The sequence below is a fragment of the Micromonospora halotolerans genome, from assembly GCF_032108445.1.
Taxonomy (GTDB): Bacteria; Actinomycetota; Actinomycetes; order Mycobacteriales; family Micromonosporaceae; genus Micromonospora; species Micromonospora halotolerans.
The window spans coordinates 5746082-5772412 of the sequence record NZ_CP134876.1; the positions used below are offsets into that span (position 1 = coordinate 5746082).

Annotated in this window: 28 protein-coding genes; 8 read left to right on the forward strand and 20 right to left on the reverse strand. The window is 73.2% G+C overall.

Translation table 11 applies throughout. The annotated features are described in order from the left end of the window. Window positions 1-62: 62 nt before the first annotated feature. Window positions 63-653 carry a pyridoxamine 5'-phosphate oxidase family protein gene (locus RMN56_RS27120; protein ID WP_313720466.1) on the forward strand — a complete coding sequence of 197 codons (591 nt, stop codon included), beginning with the start codon at window positions 63-65 and terminating at the stop codon, window positions 651-653. Window positions 654-666: 13 nt separating this feature from the next. On the opposite strand, the gene RMN56_RS27125 is transcribed toward RMN56_RS27120, so the two are convergent. Next, window positions 667-2148 carry a peptide MFS transporter gene (locus RMN56_RS27125; RefSeq protein ID WP_313720467.1) on the reverse strand — a complete coding sequence of 494 codons (1482 nt, stop codon included), beginning with the start codon at window positions 2146-2148 and terminating at the stop codon, window positions 667-669. A gap of 221 nt (window positions 2149-2369) precedes the next feature. Between RMN56_RS27125 and RMN56_RS27130 the strand changes: the two genes are divergently transcribed. Further along, on the forward strand, window positions 2370-2711 hold the full coding sequence (locus RMN56_RS27130) for an RNA polymerase-binding protein RbpA (protein ID WP_046564157.1): 342 nt from the start codon (window positions 2370-2372) through the stop codon (window positions 2709-2711). A 65-nt stretch (window positions 2712-2776) separates the two neighbouring features. On the opposite strand, the gene RMN56_RS27135 is transcribed toward RMN56_RS27130, so the two are convergent. The 8 genes from RMN56_RS27135 to RMN56_RS27170 form a co-directional block, all read right to left on the reverse strand. Then, on the reverse strand, window positions 2777-3292 hold the full coding sequence (locus RMN56_RS27135) for an FxsA family protein (protein ID WP_313720471.1): 516 nt from the start codon (window positions 3290-3292) through the stop codon (window positions 2777-2779). A 56-nt stretch (window positions 3293-3348) separates the two neighbouring features. Continuing rightward, window positions 3349-4137: a polyprenol monophosphomannose synthase gene (locus RMN56_RS27140; protein ID WP_313720472.1), complete on the reverse strand. Its 789-nt coding sequence runs from the start codon at window positions 4135-4137 to the stop codon at window positions 3349-3351. Between the two features lie 25 nt (window positions 4138-4162). After that, window positions 4163-5767, reverse strand: coding sequence for an apolipoprotein N-acyltransferase (lnt, locus tag RMN56_RS27145; RefSeq protein WP_376787338.1), 1605 nt, complete (start codon window positions 5765-5767; stop codon window positions 4163-4165). A 68-nt stretch (window positions 5768-5835) separates the two neighbouring features. Next, complete coding sequence (locus RMN56_RS27150) at window positions 5836-6237, reverse strand: hypothetical protein (RefSeq protein ID WP_313720473.1); 402 nt, start codon at window positions 6235-6237, stop codon at window positions 5836-5838. After that, on the reverse strand, window positions 6234-6542 hold the full coding sequence (locus tag RMN56_RS27155) for a hypothetical protein (RefSeq protein ID WP_313720474.1): 309 nt from the start codon (window positions 6540-6542) through the stop codon (window positions 6234-6236). Before RMN56_RS27155 ends, RMN56_RS27150 begins: the two co-directional genes overlap by 4 nt. Before the next feature lie 461 nt (window positions 6543-7003). After that, the gene (locus RMN56_RS27160; protein ID WP_313720476.1) at window positions 7004-7786 is read right to left on the reverse strand and encodes an SDR family oxidoreductase; all 783 of its coding nucleotides are present in this window, start codon (window positions 7784-7786) and stop codon (window positions 7004-7006) included. Window positions 7787-7847: 61 nt separating this feature from the next. Further along, window positions 7848-8261, reverse strand: coding sequence for a (R)-mandelonitrile lyase (locus RMN56_RS27165; protein WP_313720478.1), 414 nt, complete (start codon window positions 8259-8261; stop codon window positions 7848-7850). Window positions 8262-8288: 27 nt separating this feature from the next. Beyond that, a complete protein-coding gene (locus tag RMN56_RS27170) occupies window positions 8289-9311 on the reverse strand; it encodes a zinc-dependent alcohol dehydrogenase family protein (protein WP_313720479.1) in 1023 nt (340 codons plus the stop codon). 191 nt (window positions 9312-9502) lie between these two features. Here RMN56_RS27170 and RMN56_RS27175 point away from each other — a divergent pair, with 191 nt between their 5' ends. Next, the gene (locus RMN56_RS27175; RefSeq protein ID WP_313720480.1) at window positions 9503-10396 is read left to right on the forward strand and encodes a helix-turn-helix domain-containing protein; all 894 of its coding nucleotides are present in this window, start codon (window positions 9503-9505) and stop codon (window positions 10394-10396) included. Window positions 10397-10433: 37 nt separating this feature from the next. Here the strand turns inward: RMN56_RS27175 and RMN56_RS27180 are convergent, their stop codons facing one another. The 6 genes from RMN56_RS27180 to kdd are packed head-to-tail and all read right to left on the reverse strand — an operon-like array spanning window position 10434 to window position 17162. Then, the gene (locus RMN56_RS27180) at window positions 10434-11768 is read right to left on the reverse strand and encodes a glutamate mutase L (protein ID WP_313720481.1); all 1335 of its coding nucleotides are present in this window, start codon (window positions 11766-11768) and stop codon (window positions 10434-10436) included. A gap of 58 nt (window positions 11769-11826) precedes the next feature. Next, a complete protein-coding gene (gene kal, locus RMN56_RS27185) occupies window positions 11827-12219 on the reverse strand; it encodes a 3-aminobutyryl-CoA ammonia lyase (protein WP_313720482.1) in 393 nt (130 codons plus the stop codon). After that, complete coding sequence (gene kamE, locus RMN56_RS27190) at window positions 12216-12968, reverse strand: lysine 5,6-aminomutase subunit beta (RefSeq protein ID WP_313720483.1); 753 nt, start codon at window positions 12966-12968, stop codon at window positions 12216-12218. Before kamE ends, kal begins: the two co-directional genes overlap by 4 nt. Then, a complete protein-coding gene (gene kamD / locus RMN56_RS27195; protein ID WP_313720485.1) occupies window positions 12965-14524 on the reverse strand; it encodes a lysine 5,6-aminomutase subunit alpha in 1560 nt (519 codons plus the stop codon). The genes kamE and kamD overlap by 4 nt, the downstream gene beginning before the upstream one ends. Further along, the gene (locus RMN56_RS27200; protein ID WP_313720487.1) at window positions 14521-16095 is read right to left on the reverse strand and encodes an amidohydrolase; all 1575 of its coding nucleotides are present in this window, start codon (window positions 16093-16095) and stop codon (window positions 14521-14523) included. The genes kamD and RMN56_RS27200 overlap by 4 nt, the downstream gene beginning before the upstream one ends. 5 nt (window positions 16096-16100) lie before the next feature. Next, the gene (gene kdd / locus RMN56_RS27205) at window positions 16101-17162 is read right to left on the reverse strand and encodes an L-erythro-3,5-diaminohexanoate dehydrogenase (protein ID WP_446685808.1); all 1062 of its coding nucleotides are present in this window, start codon (window positions 17160-17162) and stop codon (window positions 16101-16103) included. Between the two features lie 143 nt (window positions 17163-17305). On the opposite strand from kdd, the gene RMN56_RS27210 reads away from it, so the two are divergent. After that, entirely contained in the window at window positions 17306-18712 is a 1407-nt protein-coding gene (locus RMN56_RS27210; RefSeq protein ID WP_313720489.1) for a KamA family radical SAM protein, read from the forward strand. An 85-nt stretch (window positions 18713-18797) separates the two neighbouring features. Here the strand turns inward: RMN56_RS27210 and RMN56_RS27215 are convergent, their stop codons facing one another. Further along, entirely contained in the window at window positions 18798-19559 is a 762-nt protein-coding gene (locus tag RMN56_RS27215; protein WP_313720491.1) for a helix-turn-helix domain-containing protein, read from the reverse strand. A 227-nt stretch (window positions 19560-19786) separates the two neighbouring features. Between RMN56_RS27215 and RMN56_RS27220 the strand changes: the two genes are divergently transcribed. Genes RMN56_RS27220 through RMN56_RS27230 form a run of 3 tightly spaced genes read left to right on the forward strand, consistent with a single transcriptional unit; the run spans window position 19787 to window position 22217 of the window. Beyond that, window positions 19787-20455, forward strand: coding sequence for a DUF4097 family beta strand repeat-containing protein (locus tag RMN56_RS27220; protein WP_313720493.1), 669 nt, complete (start codon window positions 19787-19789; stop codon window positions 20453-20455). Between the two features lie 14 nt (window positions 20456-20469). Then, window positions 20470-21432, forward strand: coding sequence for an ATP-binding cassette domain-containing protein (locus RMN56_RS27225; protein WP_313720495.1), 963 nt, complete (start codon window positions 20470-20472; stop codon window positions 21430-21432). Next, a complete protein-coding gene (locus RMN56_RS27230; protein WP_313720497.1) occupies window positions 21429-22217 on the forward strand; it encodes an ABC transporter permease in 789 nt (262 codons plus the stop codon). The genes RMN56_RS27225 and RMN56_RS27230 overlap by 4 nt, the downstream gene beginning before the upstream one ends. A 78-nt stretch (window positions 22218-22295) precedes the next feature. Here RMN56_RS27230 and RMN56_RS27235 read toward each other — a convergent pair whose 3' ends face one another. Continuing rightward, window positions 22296-22628: a YnfA family protein gene (locus RMN56_RS27235; RefSeq protein ID WP_262284141.1), complete on the reverse strand. Its 333-nt coding sequence runs from the start codon at window positions 22626-22628 to the stop codon at window positions 22296-22298. Between the two features lie 91 nt (window positions 22629-22719). Continuing rightward, window positions 22720-22914 (reverse strand): CsbD family protein, encoded by a 195-nt coding sequence (locus RMN56_RS27240; RefSeq protein ID WP_313720500.1) that lies wholly within the window; start codon window positions 22912-22914, stop codon window positions 22720-22722. Window positions 22915-23069: 155 nt separating this feature from the next. On the opposite strand from RMN56_RS27240, the gene RMN56_RS27245 reads away from it, so the two are divergent. Beyond that, the gene (locus RMN56_RS27245; protein WP_313720502.1) at window positions 23070-23681 is read left to right on the forward strand and encodes a histidine phosphatase family protein; all 612 of its coding nucleotides are present in this window, start codon (window positions 23070-23072) and stop codon (window positions 23679-23681) included. Window positions 23682-23800: 119 nt separating this feature from the next. Here RMN56_RS27245 and RMN56_RS27250 read toward each other — a convergent pair whose 3' ends face one another. Together RMN56_RS27250 and RMN56_RS27255 are read right to left on the reverse strand one after the other, a co-directional pair. Beyond that, window positions 23801-25540, reverse strand: a complete 1740-nt coding sequence (locus RMN56_RS27250) for a CDP-glycerol glycerophosphotransferase family protein (protein WP_313720504.1) — start codon at window positions 25538-25540, stop codon at window positions 23801-23803. 249 nt (window positions 25541-25789) lie between these two features. After that, entirely contained in the window at window positions 25790-26299 is a 510-nt protein-coding gene (locus tag RMN56_RS27255; RefSeq protein ID WP_313720506.1) for an Lrp/AsnC family transcriptional regulator, read from the reverse strand. Window positions 26300-26331 lie beyond the last annotated feature (32 nt).

A 26331-nucleotide genomic window follows, 5' to 3' on the forward strand; every position in this document is an offset into this window, starting at 1 on the left:
ACGGGCTGGGACGGGCGGGGACCGGCCAGCGCGGGGTGGCCTCCGGCGAGGATGATCAGGGCGTGGGTAAGACGTACGAACGTATCGACGGGCGGCTGCGGACCTTCATCGAGGCGCAGCCGATGTTCTTCACGGCGACCGCTCCGCTGGCCGGCGACGGCACGATCAACCTCTCCCCCAAGGGCCTGCGCGGCTCCTTCGCGGTGCTCGACGAGCTGACGGTCGCGTACCTGGACTTCGCCGGCAGCAACGCCGAGACCGTCGCGCACCTGCGGGAGAACGGCCGTATCACCCTGATGTGGTGCGCCTTCGCCGGCCCGCCGAACATCGTCCGGGTGCACGGGCGGGGCGAGCCGGTGTTCCGCGACGATCCCCGCTGGCCGGAGCTGATGGGCCACTTCCCCGACATCGACCCGGGCCTGCACGGCCTGCGGGCGATCGTGGTGGTCCGTGCCGAGCTGATCCGCGACACCTGCGGCTACGCGGTTCCGCTGATGACCTACGAGGCCGACCGGGACCTGCACGGGCGGCGGTTCGCCCGGGAGGACGACGCGTCGCTGAGCGCGTACTTCGCCGGCAAGGAGCACGTGGCGACCAGCATCGACGGGCTGCCGGGCCTGCCGTTGCCACTGCCGCCGACCCCGGCCCGGTGAACGTCCCGGTCGGTCAGTGGATGCCGGCCATCAGCTGCCGGATCTGCCGGGTGAACATCACGGCGGCGAGCCCGAGCACCACCGAGGCCAGGCCGAAGGTCAGGAAGTACGTCGACTCGGACCAGCTGTCGGCGAGCCGGGCGACCTGACCGCCGATCGCGTCGCCGACGGCGGTGGCGAGGAACCACAGGCCGAGCATCTGGCTGGCGTACTTGACCGGGGCGAGCTTCGTGGTGGCCGACAGGCCCACCGGGCTCAGCGCCAGCTCGCCGGCGACCTGGATCGCGTACACGGCGACCAGCCACCACGGGGAGACCAGGTCACCGCCGACAGCGGCCTGCGCGGCGGCGGCCATCAGCACGAACGACAGGCCGTTGAGCACCAGGCCGACGGCGAACTTCATGGGCGTGGACACCCGGTGGCCGAGCTTCAGCCACAGCCAGGCGGCCAGGGGCGCCCCGATGATGATCAGGATCGGGTTCACCGACTGCAGCCACGACGCCGGGAAGGTGAAGCCGCCCACGTTCCGGTCGGTCTGGTCCTCGGCGAAGATGTTCAGCACCGACCCGGCCTGGTCGTAGATCAGCCAGAACGCCGCGGCGAAGACGAACAACCACAGGTACGCCTTCATCCGGCTGCGCTCGGTGCCGCTGATCTCCCGGTCGGTCAGGATCCGGGCGAAGTAGGCGATGGTGACCAGCACGGTGACGAGGGTGAGCAGGTTGACCACCGTGTCGACGGTGAACAGCCCGATCAGGGCCAGCACGGCCAGCACCACGAGCACCACCACGGCCACGACGGCGATGCGGGTCAGCGCCCGCCGCCGGTCCGCGCCGAGCAGCGGGTCGGCCGGCCGGGCGCCGGCGTCACCGAGGTTGCGCCGGCCCAGCACGTACTGGATCACGCCGAAGGTCATGCCGATGGCGGCCGCGCCGAAGCCCAGATGCCAGTTGATCTTCTCGCCGAGGAAGCCGGTGATCAGCGGGGCGATGAACGCGCCCAGGTTGATGCCCATGTAGAAGATCGAGAAGCCGGCGTCGCGGCGCGGGGAGTCCCGGTCGTAGAGGTCCCCGACCATGGTGGAGATGTTGGGCTTGAGCAGGCCGGTGCCCAGCACGATCAGCGTCATGCCGGCGAACACGCTCCACCGGGCCGGGATGGCCATCACGTAGTGCCCGGCCGCGATCACCACGCCGCCCCAGAGCACGCTGCGCCGCGCGCCGATGAGCCGGTCGGCCACCCAGCCACCGGGCAGCGCCATGAGGTAGACCATGGCGTTGTAGGTCCCGTAGACCGCGTTGGCGGTGGACTCCCCGATGCCCAGCCCCTCGTCGGCGACCGACGCGGTCAGGTACAGCACCAGGATGGCCCGCATGCCGTAGAAGCTGAATCGCTCCCACATCTCGGTGAGGAACAGCGTCGACAGCGCCCGCGGGTGGCCGAAGAAGGTCTTCCCGCCGGGCACTCGGGCCTCGGCCGGCGCGTCACCGGTCATCGTCACCTCCGCACACGTGATGGCGGATAACATCCCCGTTGACAGTCGAAACACTCCACCGATTCGGCCCGGCCGGGGACGACCCCGCCGGGCAGCTGTCATGACCGGCTACTCTTGAGGATCCCGACCCCGCGCCGGGTCGTCAGCGTGGCCGGGAATGGGGCGGCGGTGACGGGCCGTTACACCTGAAGACCAGCACCACGAACGAGGGGAAGTCGATCATGGGCGAGCGTATGCTGCGCGGTAGCCGACTGGGCGCAGTCAGCTACGAATCCGATCGCAACACGGAGCTCGCGCCGCGTCAGACCCGCGAGTACCTCTGCGCGAAGGGGCACCAGTTCGAGGTGCCGTTCGCCGTCGACGCCGAGGTCCCGACGACCTGGGAGTGCAAGTTCGACGGCAGCGTCGCCCGCCTGGTCGACGGCAGCGAGCCGGAGCAGAAGAAGGCCAAGCCGCCGCGTACCCACTGGGACATGCTGCTGGAGCGGCGTTCGATCGCCGAGCTGGAGGACATCCTGGCCGAGCGGCTGCAGGAGGTCCGCACCCGCCGCGGTCGCGCCTGAGCACCCGAAACGACGACAGCGCCCCCGGGGTCACCCCGGGGGCGCTTCGTCATGTCTGTCCGGTTTCACCGGCCGGGTTCGACGATCTCCCCCTCGATGGCGCGGCCCGGCTCGGTCACCGGCGGCGGTTGCGGCGCCGGGGCCGGCTGGGGAGCGCCGCGGCGCACCCGGACCCGGCGCGGACCGAACAGGTCACCGGCGACCATCGACGACACCCGGCGCTCGGTGGCCCGGCGCACCCCGGCGCGGGCCAGCCGCCGCACCGGCGGCACCAGCAGCAGCAGCCCCACCAGGCCGCTGACCAGGCCGGGCAGCGCCAGCAGCAGCGCACCGAGCAGGCCCACCAGACCGTCGGTGACCTGCTGACCCGGCGGCTGCCGGGACTCCACGGCGGCCCGGAAGCCGCGCCAGGCCCGCATGCCCTCCCGGCGCAGCAGCACCAGGCCCAGCAGCGAGGCCGCGAACACGAGCAGCACCGCGAACCCGAACCCGATGCCCCGGCCGACCAGGACGAACACGGCCAGCTCCAGCAGCGCCAGCAGCAGCAGGGCCGGTGGTACGTACTTCAGTCCTCGGCGCATCTCACCTCATCCGCCCGGGGGTGTCATCACGCCCCTCCAGCATGACACGCCCGCGCTCACGGCCAGCGGGCCAGCGCGTCGGGGCGGCGCGCGGCCGCCCGCCGGTCCCGCAGCCCCCAGGTGGTGATCCGCCACAGCGCCTCGGCCACGATGAGCGGGCTCATCTTGCTGTCGCCGTGCTCCCGCTCGGCGAACGTGATCGGCACCTCGACCATGCGCACCCCGGCGCGGTGCGCCAGCCGGGACAGCTCCACCTGGAACGCGTACCCCTGGGAGCGCACCGAGGCCAGGTCGATGGCGTCCAGCGCGGCCGACCGGTACACCCGGTAGCCGCCGGTGGCGTCGGAGACCGGCACGCCCAGCGCGAGGCGCGCGTACAGGTTGCCGGCGCGGGACAGCAGCAGCCGCCGCAGCGGCCAGTTCAGCACCCGCGCGCCGCGGGTCCACCGGGAGCCGATCACCACGTCGGCGTCGCGGGCGGCGTCCAGCAGCGCCGGCAGGTCCTCCGGGGCGTGCGAGCCGTCGGCGTCCATCTCCACCACGGCGTCGTAGCCGCGCTGCCGGGCCCAGGCGAAACCGGCCAGGTACGCGGCGCCCAGCCCGTCCTTGCCGGGACGGTGCAGCACGTGCACGTGCGGGTCGGCGCCGGCCAGGCCGTCGGCGATGGCGCCGGTGCCGTCGGGGCTGTTGTCGTCGGCGACGAGGACGTCGACCCCCGGCGCGGCCTCCCGCACCCGGGCGACGATCCGGTCGACGTTGTCGGCCTCGTTGTAGGTGGGAATGACCACGAGGACCCGTCCCACCCCGGGATGGCCGACCGTGCGCCTGTCGGCTACCACGCCCACCGTGTACCGCCTCCCGCTCGTCGTCCTAGCCCGGGTCGACCTCCCGGCGCCGGCGCAGCACCGTCGCGCCGGCCAGGGCCGCGACGGCGAGCGCCGCGAGGGCCACCTCCGGCCACACCCCCGCCGTGGTGGCCGGGGTACGCCCGTCGCCGAGCCGCATCTGCCGCACCACCACCGCGGCGGTGTTGAACCCGGTCGCACCGTCTACCCGCCCGTCCGGGGAAACGAACCCGGACACCCCGACCGTGGAGGCCATCAGGGCGGCGCGACCGTGCTCGACGGCGCGCAGCCGGACCATGGCCAGCTGCTGGCGGGCCTCGGCCGCGTCGAAGGTGGCGTTGTTGGTCTGCACGACCAGCAGCTGCGCGCCGCCGGTCACGGTGTCCCGGACGATGCCGTCGTAGGCGACCTCGAAGCAGATCACGTCGCCGAGGGTGGCCACGCCGGTGTCGAGCACGCCGGGGGTGCTGCCGGGGACGAAGTCGGAGCGGACCCGGTCGACCTCCGAGCTGACCATTCGGGCGATCTCGCGCAGCGGCACGTACTCGGCGAACGGCACGGGGTGCCGCTTGGTGTAGACCTGGTCCAGGTCGGGGCCGCTGCCCGGGCGCCACAGCAGCCCGGCGTTGCGCACCTCGCCCTCACCGGGGCCGAGCAGCACGGCGCCGACCAGGATCGGCGCGCCGATCGTGTCGGCGGCCTGGGTGATCCGCGCACCCGCGCCGGGGTTGCGCAGCGGGTCGATGTCGCTGGAGTTCTCCGGCCACACCACCAGGTCGGGGTGGCGTTGTGTGCCCGCGGCGACGCGTTCGGCCAGTTTCAGGGTGGCGTCGACGTGGTTGTTCAGCACCGCCTGCCGTTGGGCGTTGAAGTCCAGCCCGAGGCGGGGCACGTTGCCCTGCACGATGGCCACGGTGACGGTGTCGCCGCCGCCGCGTACCCCGGCCGGCACGGCGGGGCCGGCGGCCACCACCGCGGCCAGGGCGGCGGCGAGCCCGGCCACGGGACGCCACACCCCGGCGGGTTGGCGCCAGTCCCGCCAGGCGAGGGTGAGCAGGATCCCGCCGGCGAGCGCCACGGCGAAGGTGACCAGCGGGGCGCCGCCGAGCGCGGCCAGCCGCAGCAGCGGGGAGGTGTCCTGGCTGAACGCCAGCCGCCCCCACGGGAAGCCGCCGAACGGGGTGCGGTCGCGCAGCGCCTCCTGCCCCACCCACAGCACCCCGGTGACCAGCGGCCACGCCGCGCGGTGCCGGTCGACCAGCGGGGACACCCAGGCGGTGGCGGCGCCGAGCAGCGCCAGGTAGCCGGCCTGCAGCAGGGACAGCAGCAGCCACGGCAGGTAGCCGGTGTGCAGGTTCGTCCATTCCAGCAGCGGCGCGAACAGCGCCACCCCGGCGAGGAAGCCCAGCCCGGCGCCGGCGCGCGGCCGCCGCCGGTGCGCCGCGGCGGCGAGCAGCGCCACACCGACCGGCGCGAGGGGCCACAGCCCGTACGGGGGGAAGGCGGCGAGCAGCGCCAGACCGGCCAGCAGGGCCGCCGGGACGGCCAGTTTCAGCGGCAGCGGTCCCCCGCCGGCGCCCGGGCGTGGCCCGCCGGTGGCCTGCGTCTCTTCCCGGTCGAGCGTCGTCACCGGCACCTCACCACGATCACGGGCCGAAGGCTACCCGGCGGACCGGCCGGTCGGCCCGTCCGGGCCGGTCACTCGGGCAGCCGGATGACCGGCAGCTCGTCGGTGCCGTAGCGGCCCTCGCCGGTGAGGATCGGGGCGTCGTGGTCGAGGCAGGCCAGCACGGTGGCGGCCAGGTCGACCCGCCCGGTGAAGGCCCGCCAGTACGCGAGCTCCTGCCAGGCCCCGCCGTCGGTGGGCAGGACGGCGCAGGCGTCGAGGGCGAGCAGCCGGCGCAGCGCCGCCCGGTCCTTCGGGTCGTCCACGGCCGCGTACGCCTCGGCGGCGGCCACGGCGCTCACCCCGAAGCGCACCCCGTCGGCGATCACCTCGTGCAGCGTCTCCCCCACGTGCACCGACCCGGCCAGGTACGCCAGCAGCGTCGACCGGTCGAGGACCAGCCGCACGGGCGGGCCGTCGTCGGGGTCGCTCACGCGGCGGTGACCCGGGAGGCGCGGTCCTCGCCGTCGGCGGCGGCCTGCCGCGCCCGCTCCCGGATCGCCTGGTAGCGCTCGGCCGGCCAGGCCACGTCCACGGCGGCGCGCGCCGCCCGGGCCCGGGCGATGCCCTCCTCGGTGACGGTGACGCCGTGGTGGGCCAGCTCGGCGTCGAGGGCTTCCCGGCGCATCAGCGACCGCGCGGCGTGCACGAGGAAGGCGCTGGCGTTGGGTTCCCGTTCGAGGCGTTCGGCGACGTCCGGCGGGACCGAGATCGACAGTTTCCGCACCGCTCCGGTCATACCGCACAGCATAACCGGTCGTACCGTCCCGGCCGGGGCCTGAAGCGGGCACGAAAATCGGGGCGCGGCTCGCGCCGCGCCCCGATGCTCCCAGGCCCTTCCCGGCCGGTGGGGCGAGGACGATCGGCGCCGACCTTCGGACCGACCCGACGTGGACTGGCTGCCCCCGCCTGGCCGTTGTCTACTGGCCGTGCCTTTCACCCCTGCCCGTACACCGGTAACCGCGGCCGGTTCGCGCCGCCCCGCCGACCCCCGCCCGCTGGACCTGGCCGCCGCAACCTTCCGGTCGCTCGGCCAGCGGACGAAGGGACGAAGCGAACAACAGCCGCTTCCCGTGGTAGGACTCAAAGACGGTACGGCGTGGACCCCCGCCGCTGTCAACCCACCCGGGCCTGTCGTGTGCTGCGACACGGCGTGTCGCGTCGGCGCGTCTCGATGCGAACGCCGGTTTCTCTCGGAGGTCAGGCCGGCCCGACGGTCTGCCCGCCGTCCATGACCAGGGCGTGGCCGATGACGAATGCCGCGGCGTCCGAGCAGAGCCAGAGCACGGCAGCGGCGATCTCGTCGGCGGTGCCCATCCGTCCAATCGGCTCCTGGGCGATGACGCGGTCACGTCCCTCGGGGGTGCCTCCGGTGAAGCGGTCCATCATCTCGGTGGCGATGATGCCGGGGCAGACGGCGTTGATGCGCACGCCGGAGCGGGCGTAGTCGAGGGCGGCGGACCTGGTGAGCCCGACGACGCCGTGCTTGGCCGCGGTGTAGGCGGCCTGTCCGGCGATGCCGACGACCCCGGCGCCGGAGGAGGTGTTGACGATCGAGCCGCCGCCGTGCTCGAGCAGCAGCGGGATCTGGTACTTCATGCACAGGAACACGCCCCGCAGGTTGACGGCGACGAGCCGCTCCCAGTCGTCCTCGGTGATGTCGGCGGTGGGCGCGACGGGCTGTTCGACGCCGGCGTTGTTGAACGCGGCGTCGAGGCGCCCGAACGTCTCGACGGTTCGCGCCAGGGCGGCCTGCACATCCTCGGACGAGGTGACGTCGCAGCGGACGGCGAGGGCTCGACTGCCGGCTTCCTCAATCATGTGCGCGGTTTCCTGGACGCCCGGACCGGAGATGTCCGTGGCGGCGACGTCGGCGCCGGCACGGGCGAACGCGAGCGCGGTGGCACGGCCGATGCCGCTGGCCGCGCCGGTGACGAAAACGACCTTGCCCGCGAAGTCGCCGGTCCTGCCGGTGGCTGCCATGGTCTGCCCCTCGTCGTCGTTGTGGGGTGCGCCGGCTCACGCCCGCGCGGATGTCGGGGTGTCAGTGGTTGCGCTGGTTGACCGCCTGGTACTGATCCTCCGCGAGAGGTTCGAGCCAGGTGGTGGGGTCCTGCCCGCCGGGCAAGGCTTCGAGCATGGCCAGGTGGCTCATGAAGGTGTCGGCGGTGGCGCCGTGCCAGTGCTCCTCACCGGGCGGACAGATGACGGTGTCGCCGGCCCGGATGCGCAGCACGGTGCCGTCGCGGGTGCCGACCAGACCGACGCCCTCGGTGACGTGCAGGGTCTGCCCGACGGCATGGGAGTGCCAGTTGGTGCGGGCGCCGGGGGTGAAGCGGACCAGGGCCACGGTCATCCGGGACGGCTCGGTGCCGCTGTAGATCGGGGTCAGGTAGACGTCTCCGGTGAAGTTCTGCGCGGGTGTCTTGACGGTCTGGTTGACGGGCCTGAGTTCCATCGACGCTCCTTCGGGTGCGTGGCTCGGTCACGGGCGCAGCAGGGCCTTGACCGCGCGGCGTTCGTCCATGGCCCGGTATCCCTCGGCGGCCTGGTCGAGGGGCAGGTCGAGGTCGAAGACCTTCCCCGGGTTGATCGTGCCGTCGCCGATGAGGCGCATCAGTTCCGGCAGGAACCGCCGTACGGGTGCCGGGCCGCCGTGCAGGTGCGCCAGGGACCAGAACAGCTCCATGCCGGGCACGGCCACGTCGTGGGTGACGCCGACGAACCCGACGTGCCCGCCGGCGCGTGTGGCGTGGATGGCCTGCATCATCGACTCCTGGGTGCCGACCGCCTCCACCACCGAGTGCGCGCCGAGCCCGCCGGTCATGTCCTTGATCCTGGCCACGCCCTCGTCGCCGCGTTCGGTGACGATGTCGGTGGCGCCGAACTCGCGGGCGAGCCTCTGCCGTGACTCGTGCCGGCTCATCGCGATGATCCGTTCGGCGCCCAGTTGCCGGGCGGCGAGGACGGCGAGCAGGCCGACGGCGCCGTCGCCGACGACCGCGACGGTCCGGCCGGGGCCGGCCTGGGCGGCGACCGCCGCGAACCAGCCGGTGCCGAGCACGTCGGAGGCGGCCAGGTAGCTGGGAATCAGGTCGGCCGGCGGCACCTCGGGCGTGGCGACCAGGGTGCCGTCGGCGAGGGGCACCCGCAGGTACTGCGCCTGCGAACCGAGCATGCCCATCGGGACCCGGTGCACACAGGCGGACTGGTAGCCGTCCCGGCAGATCTCGCAGGTGTTGTCGGAGGCCCAGAACGAGCCGACCACGAACTGGCCCGGCGTGAGGCTGGTGACGTCGGCGCCGACCTCTTCGACGACGCCGACGTACTCGTGGCCCATCGGTGTCGGGCCCTCCACCTTCTGCACCCCGCGGTACGGCCACAGGTCCGAGCCGCACACGCAGGTCGCCGACACCCGGATGACGGCGTCGGTGGGTTGTTCGATCCGCGGATCCGGGCGGTCCTCCACCCGGACGTCGCCGGGTGCGTGCATGACGACGCCACGCATGATGGTCTCCCTTGCCGATGGTGTGTCCCGTGCGTGCGGCGGTGTGCCGACTCACGGATTGCCCCGATGGCGGGCGCCTAGTCCCGCTCGAGAACCAGGTAACTCCCTGTCCGCGGCGGCAGGGAGTGCCTGGTGAGGGGTGTACCGGCAGTACATGGCTGCCGCGGTTGCCGCCGCGTACGGTCGACGGCGTGGACAACCATGACCAGGTCCGCGACTTCCTCGTCTCGCGGCGCGCCAAGATCACCCCGGCGCGGGTGGGCCTGCCGGCCGGCACCCGCCGCCGGGTGAAGGGGCTGCGCCGCAGTAAGGTCGCCGCGCTCGCCGACGTCAGCGTCGAGTACTACGCGAAGCTCGAACGCGGCCACCTCGCCGGGGTCTCCCCCGGCGTCCTCGAAGCCGTCGCCCGTGCCCTGCAGCTCGACGACGCCGAACGCGCCCACCTGCTTCACCTGGCCCAGGCCGCCGAGGGCTCCGACACGCTCGCCCGGCCACGCCGGCGGGTGGGCCGGCACACCCCGCTGCACCGCAGCCTGCAGTGGACCCTGGACGCCATCACGGCCGGCCCCGCCTATGTCAGCAACGGCCGCCTGGATCTGCTCGCCACCAACCAGCTGGCCCGAGGCTTCTTCAGCGACATCGACGCCGGCGGCGGATCGCCGCCGCCGAACCTGGCCCGCTACCAGTTCCTCGACCCCGCCGCGCGCCGCTTCTATCCCGACTGGGAGCTGATGGCCGACGTCACCGTCGACGTGCTGCGCACCGAGGCGGGCCGGGACCCCCACGACAAGGATCTCCACGACCTGGTGGGCGAGCTGTCCACCCGCAGCGATGCGTTCCGCACCCGCTGGGGCGCCCACAACGTGCGCCGGCACGGGACCGGCACGAAACGTTTCCACCACCCGGCCGTCGGGGACCTCACCCTGGCCTTCGAGACCCTCGCGATGACCGCCGAACCGGGCCTGAGCCTCGTCATCTACACCGCGGAGCCGGGCACCGCCTCCGCGGACAACCTCCGGCTGCTGGCCTCCTGGTCGGCGTCGCAGGAGGCGGACACCCGCAGCGCGAAGCTCCCCGCCGAATAGTGCTCGCGGCGGCACGGCGCCGAGCCGTCCGGCGCGCTCAGCCGGCCAGATGCCGGCGCAGCAGCGCGGCCGCCGCGCCGGGGTGGTCGGCGGCGAGCAGCCCACCGGCGGCCAGGACGTAGTCGACGTCGACGACGGGGCGGGCGGCGCGGGGCAGCGGCCACCCGCCGGCGTGGTCGGCGAGGACCGCGGCGAGCACCTCGGCGGCGTCGCCGGGCGCGGCGTGCCGCAGCACCCCGCCGGAGCCGACCATCAGCTTGACGTCGCGCAGGTCCCGGCCGGCGCGTTCGCCGGTGGCGGCGCCGCGGGCGTGCCGGCGCAGCGCCACCGTGGCGGCGAGCGCGGCGATGCGCCGGTCGGCTGCCCGGTCGGCGTCACCGGCGGGCAGGAAGCCGGGGTCGGCGGCCCGCACGGCGGCCGCGGCCGCGAGCTCGTCCTCCTCCCCCGCGGCGAGGAGGCGTTCCTCGGCGGCGGCGCGGACCACACCGGGGGCGCTCCACCGCATGCCGAGGTCCCCCTCGACGGTGCGGGCCCGCCACAGGGTGCCGGTGACCTCCTGGCTGGGGCCGGTGTCGCGTTCGTCGGGGGTGAGCACCGAGTACACGTCGGTGGTGGCGCCGCCGACGTCGACGACGGCCAGGTCCCCGCCGAGGGCGTCGGCGAGGACCTCCACGCCGGTGAGCACCGCGTCGGGGGTGGCGGCCCGCACCAGGCGGGCGAACCGGCTGCCGCGGGACAGTTTCTTGCCGCCGATGACGTGCCGCAGGAACACCTGCCGGATGGCGGCGCGGGCCGGCGCGGGGGCGAGCACCCCGATGCGGGGCAGCACGTTGTCGGCGGCGGTGACCGGTACTCCCGCCGCGGCGAGCAGGGCGTGCAGGTCGTCGCGGACGTCGGCGTTGCCGGCGAGCACCACGGGCACCCGCCAGCGGGCCCGGGCCAGCCGGGTGGCGTTGTGGGTGAGGGTGTCGGCGTCGCCGCCGTCGGTGCCGCCGACGAGCAGCACCACGTCGGGGCGGGCGGCGCGCAGCGCGGTCAGCTCGGCCGCGCCGAGCCGCCCGGCGGCCACGTGCACCACGTTCGCCCCGGCGGACAGCCCGACCCGCCGGCCGGCCTGCGCGGTCACGAGCGGCTCGTAGCCGATGACGGCCAGCCGCAGGCCACCGCCGGCCGACGAGCACACGTACCAGGGCAGGTCACCGGCGGCGAGCCCGGCGGTGGCGGCGCCGACCGCGGCGTCCAGGCCGTGCAGCACGTCGGTGCCGACGGTGGTCGGCGCGGCCGCCGCGGCGACGAGCCGGCCACCGTCGAGGTCGACCACCGCCGCCTTGGTGTACGTCGACCCGACGTCGGCGCAGACGGCGAGGTTCACGCGCAGTTGTCCTTCATTCGCGACTGCGGGGCTCGCAGACCCGGCTCACTCCTCGCGCTCACGAGGCTGGGGGGACGACCACCGTGCCGGTGGCGGTGACCGCGACGATCGGCTCGGCGAGGACCTCGGCGGCGGACTCGGACCGGTCGGGGCGGCCCCGGCACACCACCCGGGCGGCGAAGTCGATGGTGCGGCTGCGGGTGCCCACCCGGGTGACCGTGGCGGTCACCTCCAGCACGTCACCGGCCTTCATGGGGGCCTTGAACTGCACGTCGGAGTAGGAGGCGAACAGCCCCTCGTCGCCGTCGGTGCGGATGCACACCTCGGTGGCGACGTCGCCGAACAGGCCCAGCGCGTACGCCCCGTCGACGAGGTTGCCGGCGTAGTGGGCGTGGGAGTACGGCACGTACCGGCGGTGGGTGACGGTCAGGCCGACCCGGGGGTCACTCATGCTCTCGCCTTCTTGTCGGTGATCAGGGCGTGGACCAGGTAGCTGGCGACCTCGCCGGGGGTGGTGCCACGGCCGAAGATCCGGTCGACGCCCAGCTCCCCGGTCATGGTCTCGTCGAAGCGGGGGCCGCCGACGATGAGCAGGGGCCGCCTGCCGGCGGGCAGGGCCTCGCGGAACGCGGCGGACATCTCCCGGGTGTTGTGCAGGTGCGCGTCGCGTTGGGTGACGACCTGGGAGACGAGCACGGCGTCGGCCTTCTCCCGGCGGGCGGCCTCGACCAGCTCGGGGACGCTGACCTGCGCGCCCAGGTTGGTGACCTTGAGTTCGCGGTAGTACTCCAGGCCCTTCTCCCCGGCGATGCCCTTGACGTTGAGGATCGCGTCGATGCCGACGGTGTGCGCGTCGGTGCCGATGCAGGCGCCCACCACGGACAGCTTGCGCCGCAGCCGCTGCTTCACCACCGTGTTGACCTCCTTGGCCGACAGCAGCGGGAAGTCCCGTTCCACCACCTGCACCTTGTCCAGGTCCACGAGGTGGTTCACCCGGCCGTAGACGACGAAGAAGGTGAACTCGTCGCCCATCTGCTTGGCGTGCACCAGCATGGCCGGGTCCATGCCCATCTTGTTGGCCAGTTGCACGGCGGCGCCCTCGGCGCGCTTGTCGTGCGGCACCGGCAGCGTGAACGACACCTGCACCATGCCGTCGCCGGTGGTGTCCCCGTACGGCCGGACGATCTTCTTCTCCGTCATGCCGCCTGCTCCAGGATGTCCGTGGCGGGGTTGTAGTAGTCGGCCTCGTGCCTCGCGACGCCGTCGAGGCCCTTGCCCCGGTCGGCGGGCCGCTTCATGATCCCGAAGGTGCCCTCGGCGATCGCGGTGAGCAGCGACTGGTCACCGATGCGCTCCAGCAGGTCGACGGCCTCGCCGAGCACCCGGTGGGCGCGCTGCTGGATGAACCCGCCCGGTGCGGGCACGAAGTCCTCGTGCAGCCCGCCGGCGGCGCCCAGCACGTAGCGGACGTTCTGCAGGGCGATGTCCCGGTCGGACAGCCACGGGGTGACCACCGCCTCGGTCATCATGCCGACCAGCAGGATGCCCTGCCCGGTCATGGTGCCGACCAGGTTGAAGAACCCGTCGAGCAGGTTGCCGCGGAACACGTCGCCGGTCATGTGCTTGGTCGGCGGCATCCACTTCAGCGGCGCGTCGGGGAACAGCTCCCGGGCCAGCAGCGCGTGCGCCAGCTCCAGCCGGAACGACTCCGGCAGGTCCGGGTTGATCTCGAACGCGTGGCCCAGGCCGAGCTGCCAGTCGGCCAGCCCCGCCTCGTGCGCGAAGTACTCGTTGAGCAGCTGCGACACCGTCACCGTGTGCGCCTCGTCGACCGCGTCGGCGGTGGTGAGGTAGTTGTCCTCGCCGGTGTTGATGATGATGCCGGCGCGGGCGTGCACCTGCCGGGAGAACCGCTGGTCGACGAACGTGCGGATCGGGTTGATGTCGCGGAACAGGATCCCGTACATCGAGTCGTTGAGCATCATGTCGAGGCGTTCCAGGCCGGCCAGGGTGGCCATCTCCGGCATGCACAGGCCCGACGCGTAGTTCGTCAGCCGCACGTACCGGCCCAGTTCCCGCGACGAGGAGTCCAGCGCGGCCCGCATGAGCCGGAAGTTCTCCTGCGTGGCGTAGGTGCCGGCGAAGCCCTCCCGGGTGGCGCCCTCCGGCACGTAGTCCAGCAGCGACTGCCCGGTGGAGCGGATCACCGCGATGATGTCCGCCCCGGCCCGGGCGGCGGCCTGCGCCTGCGGGATGTCCTCGTAGATGTCGCCGGTGGCCACGATCAGGTAGATCCACGGCCGCTGCTTCGGGTCCCCGTACCGCTTCACCAGCCGCTCCCGTTCGGCGCGGCGCCGGTCGATCTGCCGCACGCCCGCGGCGACCGCCTTGCGGGCGGCCCGCCGGGCGGCCGTGGCGGCCTTCCCGGTGGGCAGGTGGAACCGCACCGACCCGGCGGCGGCCTTCTGCGCCAGCAGCGTCACGTCGGCGATCTGCTCCCGCGCCAGGGCGTCGAACACCGGCGCGGCCACCCCGTGGCCGAGACCGACGTCGGCGACGACCGCGTCGACGAGGCGGTTCACCCACGGGATGCCGTCGGGGTCGGCGCCGGTCACCCCGGCCAGCCGCAGCACCGCCCGCTCCACCGACACGGTGGTGTGGCTGCGCGCCAGATCCACCACCGGCTGCCCGGCGCGGCGCGCCAACTCCCGCGCCCGCGCCACCAGCGCCGGATCCAGCCCAAGCTTGCCTGTCACTGAGAAGTGCCTTCCTGATAGATCACGTCACCGCGCAGAACCGTGGCCCGGCACACCGGCAGCGGCGTCGGGTCGTCCGCGCCGCGCGCCTCCGGGTCATCGGCCTGCAGCACGGGCAGCCCCCGCTCCACCCCGGCCGGGGTGTCCCACACCGCGAACGTCGCCGGTGCGCCGAGGGCGAGGACCCCCTCGTTGTCCAGGTGCACCGCCCGCCACCCGCCGCGGGTGTGCGCGGCGAACGCCGCCCGCACGCTCATCCGCTGCGCCGGGTTGTGGTGCGCCGCCGCGGCCCGCACCGACCCCCACGGGTCCAGCGACGTCACCGGCGAGTCCGACCCGAACGCCAACGCCACCCCCACCCCGTGCATGGCGCCCATCGGGTTGGACTCCAGCGACCGGGACAGGCCCAGCCGCGACTCGTACATCCGGCCGGCGCCGCCCCACAGCCGGTCGAACGCCGGCTGCATCGACGCCACGATGCCGTACTCCACGAACCCGGCGATGAGCCGCTTGCTCATGATCTCGGCGTGTTCGACCCGGTGCCGGGCCGCCCGCAGCCGGTCCACGCCCACCTTCCGCGCGGCCTGCGCGAACCCGTCCAGCACCGTGCCGATGGCCGCGTCGCCGATCGCGTGGAAGCCGCCCTGCAGCCCGTGGGCCGCGCAGTCCAGCAGGTGGTCGCGCACCTGCTCGGCGGTGACGTAGCCGTGCCCGCAGGCGCCGGGCTCCCCGTCCAGGTACGCCGCCGACACGTGCGCGGTGCGCGACCCGAGCGCCCCGTCGGCGTACAGGTCGCCGCCGGCGCCGACCGCGCCCAGCTCCCGGGCCTTCGCCGCGCCCAGCAGCTCACCCCAGTACCCGTACACCTCGGGCACGCCGTCGCCGGAGATCGCCAGCAGGCCGGTGAAGTCGCTCTCGTCGGAGGTGCCCGGGCCGCCGCACTCGTGCACCGCGGCGATCCCCAGCGACGCGGCGTGCCGCAGCGCGGTGCGCTGGGCGGCCACCCGCTGCGCCGCCGTCACCGAGCCCAGCGCCGCGGCCCGCACCACGTGGTGGGCGTCGCGGCGCAGCCAGCCCGACGGGTCGTAGCCGGCGGCGCCCGCCGCGTCCGGGCAGGCCGCCAGCAGCGCCGCCGACACCAGCGCCGAGTGGATCGACGCCTGCGACAGGTACACCTTGCGGCCCCCGGCCGCCCGGTCCAGCGCCGCCGCGTCGGGCAGGGCCGGCTCCGCCCAGGACGACTCGTCCCAGCCGTGCCCGAGCACCACCGCGTCGGAGGGCAGCGCGGCGGCGAACGCCGCCACCGCCTCCAGCAGCCCGGCCGCCGACCGCACCGCCGACAGGTCCAGCCCCGCCAGGGCCAGCCCCGTGTCGGTGGCGTGCACGTGCGCGTCGACGAACGCCGGCGTCACGAGCGCCCCACCCAGCTCCACCACCCGGTCGGGGGCCGGCGCGTCGGCGTCGGCGCCCAGCCAGGCGATCCGCCCGTCACGCACCAGCAACGCCGTCGCGCTCGGGTCGGCCGGACAGTGCAGCACTCCGCCGCGGTACAGGGTCGAGGGGTTCGTCATGACGCTCAGTCTGCCGCCAGCCGGGCCTCGAACAGACGACGCACCCCCGGCTCGCCGCGCAGCAGGTCCAGCGCCAGGGCGGCGTGCCCCGGCACGTACCCGTTGCCGACCAGCATGGTCACGTCCGCGGCCAGACCCTCGGCGCCCAGCGCGGCGGCCGCGAAGCTCGTCGCCATCGAGAAGAAGATCACCGTGCCGCCGTCCTCGGTGGCGAGGACCGCCCCGTGCTCGCAGCCCGGCACGTCCACGCAGACCACCGTGACGTCGGCGGGGGTGCTCAGCGCCGTGGTCACCGCCGTGGACAGGGCGACCGGGTCGCGGGCGTCGGCCAGCGCGACCACGTCGGCCAGGCCGGCCGCGTCGAGCGCGTCGCGCTCCGCCGCCACCGGCACCACCCCGACGGTACGGCCGGCGCCGGCCCGCCGCGCGGCGGCCAGGGACAGCGAGCCGCTCTTGCCGGCGCCGCCGATCACCGCCACGGTCACCGGGCGCGGGTCGTTCTCGCGGCGGCGCCGCGCCACCTGCTCGGCGACCACCCGCGCGGTCAGCGCCGGCGCCCCGCACACGTCGAGCACGGCCAGGGACAGCTCCGGGTGCAGGTCGTCCGGGAGGACCGCGGCGATCGACCGGGCGAACAGGATCGCGTAGCCGTCGCAGGGTACCTGCTCGCTGCGCCCGTCCCAGCGGGCCAGGCCGTCGAGGATCGTCAGCGGGGTCAGCGTCAGCGACACCAGGGTGGCCACCCGGTCGCCCGGCCGCAGCCCGAGCGGGGACCGCTTCCCGGCCTCCTCCACCGTGCCGATGAGCATGCCGCCGGAGCCGGTGACCGGGTTCTGCATCTTCCCCCGGGTCGAGATGATCTCCAGCACCTCGGCGCGGACCTTCTCCCCGTCGCCGCCGTGCTTCTCCGACAGCTGCCGGAAGCTCGCCGCGTCCAGGTTCAGCCGCTCGACCCGGATCCGCACCTCGTTGGCGGCGATCCGGGGATCGGCGTCCAACCGCCACGCCGCCTGCGGCAGCACCCCCGCCGGTTCCACGACTCGGTGCAGACCCACCGGTGACGTCACGCCGACCCCCTATGTTCAGCCGCCCGAAACCCCGGCCAGGGCTCGCGTCGCGGGAAAACTTACGGCAGACTAATTTCTTCACCGAATATTTTCCAGTAGCCTTCGGGATCGTTGATCACTCGCACCAGATGTCAGGAGGGGCCGTGACCCAGACCCAACCGGTTGAGACCATCCCTCAACCCCGTCACGCCCCGGTCGCCGTTCCGACCGCCGGGCAGCCGTACGAGTACCGCCGCAGCCCCCTGGTCGAACCCGACTGGACCCGCTTCCCCGGCTGGCGCCACGTCACCCGGGAGCAGTGGGAGAACGCCCAGTGGCAGCGGGTCAACTGCGTCAAGAACATCAAGCAGCTGCGCACCGTTCTGGGCGACCTCGTCGACGAGAGCTTCTACGCCGACCTCGAGGCCGACCAGAAGGCCCTGGCCACCATGTCGATGCTGGTGCCCCCGCAGATGGTCAACACCATGGTGCCGTTCGAGCCCATGACCACCGAGGCGTTCCTCGCCGACCCGATCCGCCGCTACATGATCGCCGTCGCCTCCGACCGGCGCACCGACTGGCCCTCCCACCCCTACGCCAGCCGCGACAGCCTCCACGAGCACGACATGTGGGTCGCCGAGGGGCTCACCCACCGCTACCCCACCAAGGTCCTCGCCGAGCTGCTGTCCACCTGCCCGCAGTACTGCGGGCACTGCACCCGCATGGACCTGGTCGGCAACTCCACCCCGGCCGTCGACAAGCTGAAGCTCACCCTCAAGCCCGTCGACCGCTACGACGCCCACATCGCCTACCTCAAGGCCCACCCCGGGGTCCGCGACGTGGTGGTCTCCGGCGGCGACGTGGCCAACGTGCCGTGGAAGAACCTCGAGTCCTACCTCATGCGGCTGCTCGAGATCGAAACCATCCGCGACATCCGCCTCGCCACCAAGGCCCTCATGGGCCTGCCCCAGCACTGGCTCCAGGGCGACGTCGTCGAGGGCCTCGAGCGGGTCGCGCGCACCGCCGCCCGCCGCGGCGTCAACCTCGCCATCCACACCCACGTCAACCACGCCCAGTCGATCACCCCGCTGGTCGCCCGGGCCGCCCAGACGGCCCTCGACGTCGGCGTCCGCGACGTCCGCAACCAGGGCGTGCTCATGCGCGGCGTCAACGCCACCAGCGCGGACCTGCTCGACCTCTGCTTCGCGCTACAGGGCGAAGCCGGAATCCTGCCGTACTACTTCTACATGTGCGACATGATCCCCAACGCCGAGCACTGGCGGGTCCCCGTCTGGCACGCCCAGCAGCTCCAGCACGACATCATGGGCTACCTGCCCGGCTACGCCACCCCGCGCATCGTCTGCGACGTCCCGTTCGTCGGCAAGCGCTGGGTGCACATGCTCACCGAGTACGACCGCGAACGCGGCATCTCCTACTGGACCAAGAACTACCGCACCTCGATCGAGTCCGCCGACCTGGAAGCGCTCAACAAGCGCTACGCCTACTACGACCCGATCGACACCCTGCCGGAGACCGGCCAGGCGTGGTGGACCGCCCACCGCGACGACTGACCCGCGAGCACCCCGCCGCCCCCGCGAGCCACCCGGCCGCGGGGGCGGCGGTCTGTTCGAGCCCTCGCGGCCGGGTGGCGCCGGTTCAGCCGCCGCTGCGATCCGACCGCGGTGCGGCGACGCCGCCCGAACCCGCTCCGGGCTTCGTGTACAAAATCTCGCGGGCCTGCTCCGCGGCGCGGATGAGGCTCTCGGCGATGAAGTCGACGAACCGCGAGATGCTCTCCAGGCGGGTGGCGGCCGGGGTGCCCGGACCCAGGACGCTGACGCCCTGCCGCGCCACCTCCGCGAGCTGGGCATTGGACTGGGCGCCGGCGATCGTGCTCTGGTAGAACACGTCGTCGTCGACGACGTAGCGCTCGCGGCGGCGCTCGTCGCGTTCCCGGCGGATCAGGCCCTGGCCCTCCAGGAACGTGATCGCCTTGGAGACCGACGCCGGGCTGACCTGGAGCCGCCCGACCAGTTCCGACGCGGTGAGGCTGCCCGCGTCGGCCGTGTAGAGACACGTCAGCACCCGCGACATCATCTTGGGCAGACCCTGCTGCATGAGCAGGGTCGTGAACATCTCCTCGTACTCGCGCACCGCCTCGGCGTCGCGCCCGTGCGCCTGCGACGGCGCCTGCGGCCCTCGCGCGGGCGTCTGCCTGCGCCGCTGGGAGCGGCGTTCGGTGGCGCGGTGGGCCAGGTCCGCGCGGTAGGCGGTGGGGCCACCGTTGCGCATCACCTCACGGGTGATCGTCGACGTGGGCCGGTCGAGACGTCTGGCGATCTCCGCGTAGGCGAGGCCGTCGGCCACCCCCAGCGCGATCTGCTGGCGTTCCTGCTGGGTGAGCCTGCCTCCCGGCATCGCGATATCCCCTCCACGGTCGTTCGATGCCGCCAGCATAGCGTTCACTCCTCACCCAATGCAACGAGCAGAGCTGTCAGCGTTGCGTTAGATTCACTCCGGTTGCAACGATATTCGCCCGATGGCCTGCGCAGACAGCAATCCTCCGCAACAAGCTTGTTGCCGGATCCATGAACGCAACGTAGCGTTTCCGACGTCAGAAACGAGACGCGCGGCAGGAGAGCACCATGCAGACCTTCGAGACCCCCACCCCGATCACCGCAGTCCTCGACATCCCCGCCGGGCGCGTCCAGCTCACCGCCGCCGACCGGGCCGACACCACCGTCGACGTCCGGCCCGCCGACCCCGCCAAGAGCCGCGACGTGACGGTGGCGGAACAGACCAGGATCCACTACAGCGACGGCGTCCTGCGCATCGAGGCCACCACCCGGAACCAGATCCTCGGCAGCTCCGGATTCATCGAGGTCACCGTCCAGCTGCCCGCCGGCTCCCGCGTCCAGGTGAAGGCCGCCAGCGCCGACCTCCGAGCCGTCGGCCGGTTCGGCGACGTCACCTTCCAGGGCGCACACGGCGCCATCACGATCGACGAGGCCGCGAGCGCCCACCTCACCACCGCCGCCGGCGACGTCACCGTCGGCCGCCTCACCGGCCCCGCCCAGATCAGCACCGCCAAGGGCGACATCCGCATCGCCGAAGCCGCCCGCGGCACCGTCGCGCTCCGCACCCAGGCCGGCGACATCTCCGTCGCCGCCGCCCACGGCGTCTCCGCCTCCCTCGACGCCGGCACCACCCACGGCCGGATCCACAACTCCCTCACCAACACCGACGGCGCCGCCGCCGGCCTGACCATCCACGCCACCACCGCCGTCGGCGACATCGACGCCCGCAGCCTCTAGAAGGAGCACCCACCATGACCAACCTGGCCATCGCGGCGAACGGACTGCGCAAGTCCTACGGCGACAAGGTCGTGCTCGACGGCGTCGACTTCGCCGTCCCGCACGGAACGATCTTCTCCCTGCTCGGCCCGAACGGCGCCGGCAAGACCACCGCCGTCAAGATCCTCTCCACCCTCATCTCCCCCGACCCCACCTCCGGACCCGTCCGCGTCGGCGGCCACGACCTCGCCGCCGACCCCCGGGCCGTCCGCACCACGATCGGCGTCACCGGCCAGTTCTCCGCCGTCGACGGCCTGATCACCGGCGCGGAGAACATGCTCCTCATGGCCGACCTGCACCACCTGTCCAAGCGCGACGGCCAGCGCACCACCACCGAACTGCTGGAACGCTTCGACCTCACCGACGCCGCCGGCAAGCCCGCCTCCACCTACTCCGGCGGCATGAAACGCCGCCTCGACCTCGCCATGACCCTCGTCGGCAACCCGCGGATCATCTTCCTCGATGAACCCACCACCGGCCTCGACCCCCGCAGCCGCCACAACATGTGGCAGATCATCCGCGAACTCGTCGCCGACGGCGTCACCGTCTTCCTCACCACCCAGTACCTGGAGGAGGCCGACCAGCTCGCCGACCGCATCGCCGTGCTCAACGACGGCAGGATCGCCGCCGAAGGCACCGCCGCGGAACTCAAACGGCTCATCCCCGGCGGACACGTCCAACTGCGCTTCGAGGACCCCGCCGCCTACGCGCGGGCCACCAGCGCGCTGCGCGACACCGTACGCGACGACCAGGCGCTCACCCTCCAGATCCCCAGCGGCGGCACCCAGCGCGAACTGCGCGCCATTCTCGACCGCCTCGACGACGCCGACGTGCACGCCGACGCCCTCACCGTCCACACCCCCGACCTCGACGACGTGTTCTTCGCCCTCACCGGCGGCGCCCGCATCCCCACCCAGCCCAAGGAGGCCCTCCGATGAGTTCCCTCTCCCTCGCCGTACGCGACTCGTCCACGATGCTGCGCCGCAACCTCCTGCACGCCCGGCGCTACCCGTCCCTCACCCTCAACCTGCTGCTCACCCCGATCATGCTGCTGCTGCTCTTCGTCTACGTCTTCGGCGACACCATGAGCGCGGGCATCGGCGGCGGCCCGGACCGCTCCCGGTACATCGCCTACCTGGTCCCCGGCCTCCTGCTGATGACCATCGGCAGCACCGTGATCGGGACCGCCGTCTCCGTCTCCACCGACATGACCGAGGGCATCATCGCCCGCTTCCGCACCATGGCCATCCACCGCGGCTCGGTGCTCGTCGGGCACGTCGTCGGCAGCGTGCTGCAGTCGGTCGCCAGCGTGATCCTCGTCGGCGCCGTCGCCGTGGCCATCGGCTTCCGGTCCACCGGCGCCGGCGTCCTGGAGTGGCTCGCGGCCCTCGGGCTGCTCGTGCTCTTCGCCACGGCGCTCACCTGGATCGCGGTCGGCATGGGCCTGGTCAGCCCGAACGCCGAGGCCGCCAGCAACAACGCCATGCCGCTGATCCTGCTGCCGCTGCTGTCCAGCGCCTTCGTCCCGGTCGACGCCATGCCCGGCTGGCTCCAGCCGATCGCCGAGTACCAGCCGTTCACGCCCGCCATCGAAACCCTGCGCGGCCTGCTGCTCGGCAGCGGAATCGGCCACAACGGGTGGCTCGCGGTCCTCTGGTGCCTGGGACTCGCCGTGCTCGGCTACTTCTGGTCCACGGCCAAGTTCAACCGCGACCCGAGGTAACCCGCGCCCCGGATCAGGGCGGCGCACCCCGACACCCCGTCGGCGTGCGCCGCCCCGCGGCGTGTTCGGCGACGACCGTCAGCCCCGCGGCGCGTACATGATCACCGCGACGCCGGCCAGGCAGATCACCGCGCCCGTGAGGTCCCACCGGTCCGGCCGGAAGCCGTCCACCAGCACACCCCACGCCAGCGATCCGGCCACGAACACGCCCCCGTACGCCGCCAGGATCCGGCCGAAGTTCGGGTCGGGCTGGAACGTCGCCACGAACCCGTACGCCCCCAACGCCAGCACGCCGGCCGCCACCCACCACAGCCCGCGGTGCTCCCGCCAGCCCTGCCAGACCAGCCACGCGCCGCCGATCTCCGCCACCGCGGCCAGCACGAACAACACCAGGGAACGCAGGATCGTCACCCGGCGACCCTAACCAGCCCCCGACCGGCGGGACGGCACGCGCACAGCGACGGGCCCCCGGGTTGATCCGGGGGCCCGTCGCTGTAGCGGCTCACTTGTCGAAGGCGTCCCGGACGTTGCGTCCGGCCTCCTTGACGTTCTGCCCGGCCTGCCGCGCCCGGGCGGCACGCTGCTCGTTGGCGCCCTCGGCCCGCAACCGCTCGTTGTCGGTGGCGTCGCCGATCCGCTCCTTGGCCACGCCGGCCATCTCCTGGGCCCGGCTCTTGGCCTTGTCGGTGAAGCTCATTGCGCCTCCTCGGCTCGTTCGGGCTTCCGCGGGTTGCGTCCCCGGTGCCGGTTCCCCCAAACGCCGTGTGCGAGCACACACCCCGTAAGGCATCCTAGGAAGATAGGTTCCAGCGCCAACCGACCCCGACGGCCCGAGCGTGGTTGACTGGGCGGGTGAGCGAGATCCTGCTGATCCGGCACGGCGAGACCACCTGGAGCGCCAGCCGCCGGCACACCTCGTACACCGACCTGGAGCTGACCCCCGACGGCGAGCGGCAGTCCCAGGCGCTCGCCGTGGCGCTCGCCGGCCGGCGCTTCGTCCGGGTGCTGTCCAGCCCCCGGCAGCGCGCGACCCGCACCGCGCACCTGGCCGGGCTCACCGTCGACGCCATCGACCCCGACCTGGCCGAGTGGAACTACGGCGCCTACGAGGGGCGCACCACCGTGGACATCCACGAGGAGAACCCCCGGTGGAACATCTGGACCGACGGCTGCCCCGACGGGGAGTCCCCCGCCGAGGTCGGCGCCCGGCTCGACCGGGTGCTCGACCGGGTGGCGCCGCTGCTGGAACGGGGCAGCGTCGCGCTGGTCGGCCACGCGCACAGCCTGCGGGTGCTCGGCGCGCGCTGGATCGGCCTCCCCCCGTCCGCGGGCGGGCTGCTGCGGCTGGACACCGCCACCCTCAGCGTGCTCGGCCACGAGCACAGCCGGCGGGTCATCCTGCGCTGGAACCAGCCGGTTCCGCAGACCGGCGGGGCCGACGCCGACCGGGCCGCCCGGCACTGACCCGCTGAGCGGCGTGGACGCCAGCCGCGACGGAGAGCGGGCCGGGGCCGCACGACGATCGGCTCCGGTTCAGCGTCCCCGCCGAACCGGAGCCGATGGTGGGCCCATGCCGCTCGCGGTCAGAGGTAACGCGCGGCCTCGTCGAGGAAGCGCTGCGCGTACCGGTCCGCCGGGATGTCCCCGAGGTAGTACTTCTTGAGGTCGCGGCGGGCCGTGGCCAGCGGGTCGTCGCCGAGGAAGTCGTCAAGGACGGCGTCGAGTCCCTGCAGCCGGCCGCCGTGGGCGTCGATCACGTAGGCCGCCCGCGCGAGCGGGAACGCCTCCGGGAACCGGGCCGCCGGCACCGAGACGGCGACCATGACGAAGGGCTTTTCCGAGTACAGGTAGTCCGCCACCACGCTCGACACGTCCGACACCATCGCGTCGGAGGCGTTGAAGCAGTCCGCGACCGTCATCGACACCTCGGCCTCGGCGCCGAACACGTGCGGCCGCCCGTTGGTCCGCCGGTCGTCGGCCAGCAGCGTCCGGATCCGGTCGCACTCCCGGGACAACGCCGGGGACCGCCGGCTGTACGGGTGCGGCCGGAACACGACGCTGCACCCGCGGGCGACGAGCGCCTTCACGATGTCGTAGCCGACCAGCAGCGACGAGTAGTTGGAGTCGGCGTAGAAGCCGGCCCACGTCGGGGCGTACAGGACCCGGGGGTTGGCGATCGAGGCGATCGGCTGGGTGGCGATGGCGACGTTCTCCACCTGAGGGCGCCCCACGATGCTGAACATCTCCGCCGGCATGTTCACGCCGTTGGCCGCGAACCGGTCGATCGCGGCCTGCCCGGCGACGAAGTTCTTGTCGTAGATCCGGAAGACCGGGTTGTGGCTTGGCACCTTGTCGCTGTCGCCGTGGTTGAGCTGGATGTGCTTCAGGTTCGTGTACCGGATGACGTGGTTGTTCATCGTCGCGGTGTTGACGTAGAACGCCGCCCGCAGCGACGGGGCGATGACGTCGTCGATCTGGTTCAGCCCCATCCGCAGCACCACCGGCGCCTTGGTGAGACCCACCACCTCGTGGAAGTTCGTCTGGTTGCGCACCAGCACGAAGAACTTCCGGCCCAGGCGCTCCAGGTAGGGCAGCCACATGGCCAGTTGGTACGCGGTGCCCGCAGGCGCGTTCCAGTGCACGAGGAAGACCGGCTCGTAGGCGGTCAGCGCGGCAAGGAGTTTCGCCTCCCGGCTTCGCCGCGCCCGCACCCTGCGCAGCGCCTGCACCGTGGTGAACAGGGTCAACCCGAGCGCCACGGCCGCCACCGCCAGCGCGATCCACCCGACGAGGTCGGTGAACGCGCAGACCAGTGCCGCGAGCACGGCAGCGCCGTTGACCAGCGCCACCCGGGCGGAGTTGGGGCTGCGGTCCGGCCGCGCGCCCATTCCGGGCAGGTTGGCCGAGACCGGGTAGACCGCCTCGGCCACGGAGGCCAGCAGCGGCTCGGTGAGGATCGCCAGGCCGGCGACGGCCACACCGACGGCCAGGGCCGGGTCGAGACTGCCGTGCACCGCGCCGAGCAGGTACGCGCCGGCGAGCAGGAGGACGCGACCCACCACGCCGGTCCCGGCAGCCGCACGGCCACGCCACGTCCAGGCCAGCAGCGCGAGCGCGAGAACGGCCGGGGGCAGCGCCCAGAGGCGGGAGTTCCCCACCGCCGCCAGCAGCAGGGCGGCCAGGGCCGCCACCTCGACCGCCGCGGCGGGCAGCCGCGTACCGACGGCCGACGCCCGCGCCTGCGCGAGCCATCCGCTGAACCGGGACCGGCCCGGCTTCGACGCCGTCATCGCCCGCTCCCCGCCGACCAGGCGCTGGTCCACCACAGCCGCCTCGCCCCACCCCGGCCGGTCGCCAGGAACTTCTGTCGCAACGCCAACTCCTTTTCCAACTGGCTCACCCGTTCACCGGGCCCTCGCGGCTCGGCGAACGATGGTTCACAGCGTAGGCGGACGGTCGCGGATCGCCCCGATCCCGGCCGCCCGCCGGCGCACGCGCGCACTCACCTGCCGTGACCCGGCCCACGTCGGGGCGGGCCGGCGGCGAAGGTGATCTTCGCGCCCTCGGGCGGGTCAGCCCGGCTGCGAGCCCGCCGACCCGGCCGGCACGCCACGGAGCCGGTGCTGGTCCACCGGATCCGGGCCGACCTTCGGCGGCCGATGCTCGTACGGTGTGGAGAGCACCACGGTCGTCCGGGTGGTGACGTTCGCCGCCGTCCGGATCTCCTGCAGCACCCGCTCCAGGTCCGCCGGGCTGGCCACCCGCACCAGCAGCAGGTAGAAGTCCTCCCCCGCCACGGAGTAGCACGAGTCGATCTCCGGCAGGTGGGCGAGCCGCTCCGGGGCGTCGTCCGGCTGCGAGGGGTCGAACGGCCGGATCGCCACGAAGGCGGTCAGCGGCAGCTCCAGCGCCTCGAAGGAGACGCGGGCCGCGTACCCCTTGATGACGCCGCGCTGCTCCAGCCGGCGGACCCGCTGGTGGACGGCCGACACCGACAGCCCCACCTTCTCGGCCAGGTCCGTGTACGACAGCCGACCGTCTCCGGTCAGAGCGGCGACGATGGCGCGGTCGATCTCCTCCACGCGGTGCAACCTACCTGGAAAAGCGCTCCCAC

Excerpts from the sequence above, each read along its gene's own strand:
- RMN56_RS27125 (WP_313720467.1), bottom strand. The coding sequence starts at position 2,148 with ATGACCGGTGACGCGCCGGCCGAGGCCCGAGTGCCCGGCGGGAAGACC.
- RMN56_RS27130 (WP_046564157.1), top strand. The coding sequence starts at position 2,370 with ATGGGCGAGCGTATGCTGCGCGGTAGCCGACTGGGCGCAGTCAGCTAC.
- RMN56_RS27135 (WP_313720471.1), bottom strand. The coding sequence starts at position 3,292 with ATGCGCCGAGGACTGAAGTACGTACCACCGGCCCTGCTGCTGCTGGCG.
- RMN56_RS27155 (WP_313720474.1), bottom strand. The coding sequence starts at position 6,542 with ATGACCGGAGCGGTGCGGAAACTGTCGATCTCGGTCCCGCCGGACGTC.
- RMN56_RS27160 (WP_313720476.1), bottom strand. The coding sequence starts at position 7,786 with ATGGCAGCCACCGGCAGGACCGGCGACTTCGCGGGCAAGGTCGTTTTC.
- RMN56_RS27165 (WP_313720478.1), bottom strand. The coding sequence starts at position 8,261 with ATGGAACTCAGGCCCGTCAACCAGACCGTCAAGACACCCGCGCAGAAC.
- RMN56_RS27170 (WP_313720479.1), bottom strand. The coding sequence starts at position 9,311 with ATGCGTGGCGTCGTCATGCACGCACCCGGCGACGTCCGGGTGGAGGAC.
- kal (WP_313720482.1), bottom strand. The coding sequence starts at position 12,219 with ATGAGTGACCCCCGGGTCGGCCTGACCGTCACCCACCGCCGGTACGTG.
- kamE (WP_313720483.1), bottom strand. The coding sequence starts at position 12,968 with ATGACGGAGAAGAAGATCGTCCGGCCGTACGGGGACACCACCGGCGAC.
- RMN56_RS27200 (WP_313720487.1), bottom strand. The coding sequence starts at position 16,095 with ATGACGAACCCCTCGACCCTGTACCGCGGCGGAGTGCTGCACTGTCCG.
- RMN56_RS27215 (WP_313720491.1), bottom strand. The coding sequence starts at position 19,559 with ATGCCGGGAGGCAGGCTCACCCAGCAGGAACGCCAGCAGATCGCGCTG.
- RMN56_RS27220 (WP_313720493.1), top strand. The coding sequence starts at position 19,787 with ATGCAGACCTTCGAGACCCCCACCCCGATCACCGCAGTCCTCGACATC.
- RMN56_RS27225 (WP_313720495.1), top strand. The coding sequence starts at position 20,470 with ATGACCAACCTGGCCATCGCGGCGAACGGACTGCGCAAGTCCTACGGC.
- RMN56_RS27230 (WP_313720497.1), top strand. The coding sequence starts at position 21,429 with ATGAGTTCCCTCTCCCTCGCCGTACGCGACTCGTCCACGATGCTGCGC.
- RMN56_RS27240 (WP_313720500.1), bottom strand. The coding sequence starts at position 22,914 with ATGAGCTTCACCGACAAGGCCAAGAGCCGGGCCCAGGAGATGGCCGGC.